The 3,472-nt window shown below is 49.3% G+C and carries 1 protein-coding gene; it reads left to right on the top strand.

Annotated elements, in window-relative coordinates:
• The first annotated feature begins 151 nt into the window (after positions 1 to 151).
• A complete protein-coding gene (locus U9S71_RS19565; RefSeq protein WP_326329511.1) occupies positions 152 to 3,472 on the top strand; it encodes an RHS repeat domain-containing protein in 3,321 nt (1,106 codons plus the stop codon).

A 3,472-nucleotide genomic window follows, 5' to 3' on the forward strand; every position in this document is an offset into this window, starting at 1 on the left:
TCGCGACTTTCATTATATGATCTGACACCATATTCTATTTACAATGTCACTCCTTACTATCAGAAAAGGTCTGTATATCGGACTATATCTATGCTTTTGTGCATTTGGCGGTGAAGTGTTTTCACAACTCCCTTCAACACCCCAGAGTCTTATGAGTCCCAATGCGGCCGCCTTCGGGTTATATGGAGGTTACCAGGTTTCACACTACACCGGCACCCCCGCTATCGGTATACCACTTCATGCCGTGGAATCAGGCGACGTTAGCCTTCCCATTTCGCTCGGATACCATGCTTCAGGATTCAGACCGGATATGCATCCAGGTTGGGTAGGCATGGGCTGGAATCTATTCGCGGGTGGTGTGGTTTCCCGTGTGGTGCGCGACATGCCTGATGAGTACAATAATGCAAACCTTATACACGGTGCCAATAATGGGTTCTACTACAACCATGGCGTGCTCAATGTATCCAATTGGAGTACGACGTCGTATATGCAAAGCATTGCTAGGAGTGAAGCGAATTCCACCAAGGATACAGAGCCCGACGAGTTCTCGTTCTTCGTAAATGGAATTTCGGGTACGTTTTTTATTTCACATGACGGGACCTGGAAGGTCAGGAGCAATCGGCCGATCAAGGTGGAATTCGGGGGGGCGTTCCTTTCGGTGCCTTTCTCACCGCCTTCGGAATCAGCATTTACTTACCTGGGGTATTATAAGTCCTTTTCCGGATTCACAATTATCGATGAAAATGGGGTCCGGTATACCTTCGGCGGGAACACGTCTTCGATAGAATACAGCATGGAGTTCTTCAACCAGTTCAATAACCATTGGATTGCTACCACTTGGCATCTTACCAAAATCACCTATCAGTTGGGTGACGAGATATCGTTCACATATGAACGTGATGCATTCGTGAACCAAATGTTCAATGCCGTAAATAACCCGATTAGCACCAAGAAAGTCGTTTCAGGTGGGTTCCAGAATATCTGCGGAGGCCAGTTCTATTCGATCAACCAATCATACGGCGGTATGCTGGTCTCTCCCGTCTATCTATCAATGATCAGTTGCAAAAACGAAGAAATCCATTTCGTTCGCTCCACATCGACAGAACTCCGTTATCCGCAAAGCGCATATTCCTATATTTATTCTTTATGGCAGGCCAATCCGCCGACATCCAGTTTCCTACCCTTTCTGGAAGATAATGATTTTAACAATACATATCCGACCAACCTGAACAAGCTCCAATGGAAGAAACTCGATCAGATCAGGATCGAAATCGACGGGGAGTTGAAAAAAGCGTACAATTTCACCTATAGCGCAAGCAGCACACAGCGGCTTACGCTGCTTTCAGTCCGGGAGCAGGGTGCTGATGGCGGCCTGATGGACCCGTATTCATTCACATACAATTCCTCGGTTTCATTGCCCCCGTATCTGGCTAACAAGAGCGACCATTGGGGGTTTTATAACGGTACTGAGGCCGTTATTAGCAATACCAGCTCCTATTATACCGCTTATTACAATTACCGGCAACCAAACGCCACGTATTTACAAGCGGGTACGCTCAGTAAGATCACTTATCCAACGGGCGGTGTTACGGATTTTACTTTTGAACCGCACCTGTACCGTAAGGAAGTACCTGCATTGAGATGGAATATACCGGTCACACTATCATCCAATACCCTTGCCGGCGGATTGCGAATAAGGAAGATCAGCAGCTACGATCCCGAATTCCCTTCCAGTAAGGTGGAAAAGGAATACTTCTATGTGAGTGGGTATACCAGCACCTCGGACATTACAACTCTGCCATCTAGTGGGGTGCTGGGTGGGAAAACCCAGTATTATTTCCCTGATTATCGGGTGAAGTCATTCGACGACAATGCGACATACTCCCTGGCTTTTTTTACTTCCCAATCCGTTGTTCCTACCGTTTCCAATAACCATAATAGCCATATTGGATACACTGAGGTTGTAGAGAAACGGAATGATGGTTCATATACAATATATGAATATAAGAATTTTGATGGAATAGCCGCACAGCGAGACCTAGCGCCCCTTAACCGTCTCCAAGTTAACCACATCATACTTGAACCGTATACATCCAAAGCACACCAACGTTCGATGCCTGAACTCGAACGCCGACTTAATTCCGCAAATATTTCAGTAAGGCTTACACTGTTAGGATATTCAGAAATAAATCCGACGGCTGAACAGGTCCGTGCGTTACGGGCCCGGCATGGGTATTTATGTAATGGGCAGCGGATAGAAGAGGGAACGGCCTACCTGAATTACACGAATGCCTATTTGCAAACCAGCGAGTCGGTGTATGCTTATGAGGATGGGAGTAGTGTCAGTTCTGTGGTGACTACAAAGAACTATACCTACGATGCTAATTACAGACTCCTGAAGCAGGAACAAGTGACCGACAGCCGAGGCCAGACCGTACGGACCAAATATCGTTATGCTTTCGATGTGCTGACCAATTACAGCAGCGGTTATAACAATGCGCAGCAATATCCGTACTCTTACCTAGTATACAGCCATAATATCGCCACGCCCATCGAGGTGGTTAGCACCGTGGTGGAGGGCGGTACGGAAAAGATCACTGGCGCCGCCGTGTTGACCCATACCGGGGCTCGGCAATACTATTACCCCTCGTACCAATGGCGGTCGGTACCCCTGGCATCACACCAGTTGGGTAACCTGCAGCCGATTGCCGTATCAGGATACGTGCCCTTCTCAGTCACCCGCTCGGGAAGTAGTGAAACGCTGTCAATGGACCCGGCATTAGTGAAACAGGCGGACCATGAGTTCCAGCCCATGCGGACATACAACAAGACCAAGCCGGTTGGCCAGACAGATGCCGCGGGCCGGGTGACGTCCACTATTTTCGGCCAGTTCATGAAGCACCCGATCGCTCAAATATCGGGTGGACGCTACCTGGAATCAGCGTATGCGAGTTTTGAGACGGAGTCCAATGACAGCGACTGGCGGGGCGGGGGAGGGCAGGTGCTTACCCGTTACAGTAACCAAGGCGCACCTGTAGGCATGTACTGCACGAACAATACGGGCACTTCGGGTTACATCACCACCTACGACAAGCAGCTTGTGGCCTCCAACACCTATGTGTTGACGTTCTGGGAGAAAGGGGGCACGGTCTCCATCCGCAATACCGGGGCGGTAACTGTGAGCAACACGGTTTTACAGACCAAGGGAAGCTGGCAGCAGCGTGAAATACGCCTGCGCAATGTGACGGGCAACCTGCAGATCATCCCCGCTGGGTACTTGGACGACGTGAGGCTCTATCCGCTCGGGGCACAGATGGAAAGCTACACATACAATCAGCGGGGCGGCATGACCGCGTCCACCGACAACAAAGGGTACACCACGTATTACGAGTATGACCAGTTCAACCGGCTGCTTCGCGTGAAGGACCGCCAGGGACGGATATTGAAGGAATATACCTATAACATCAAATAG

It is taken from the genome of Parapedobacter flavus, from assembly GCF_035818675.1.
Lineage (GTDB): Bacteria > Bacteroidota > Bacteroidia > Sphingobacteriales > Sphingobacteriaceae > Parapedobacter > Parapedobacter flavus.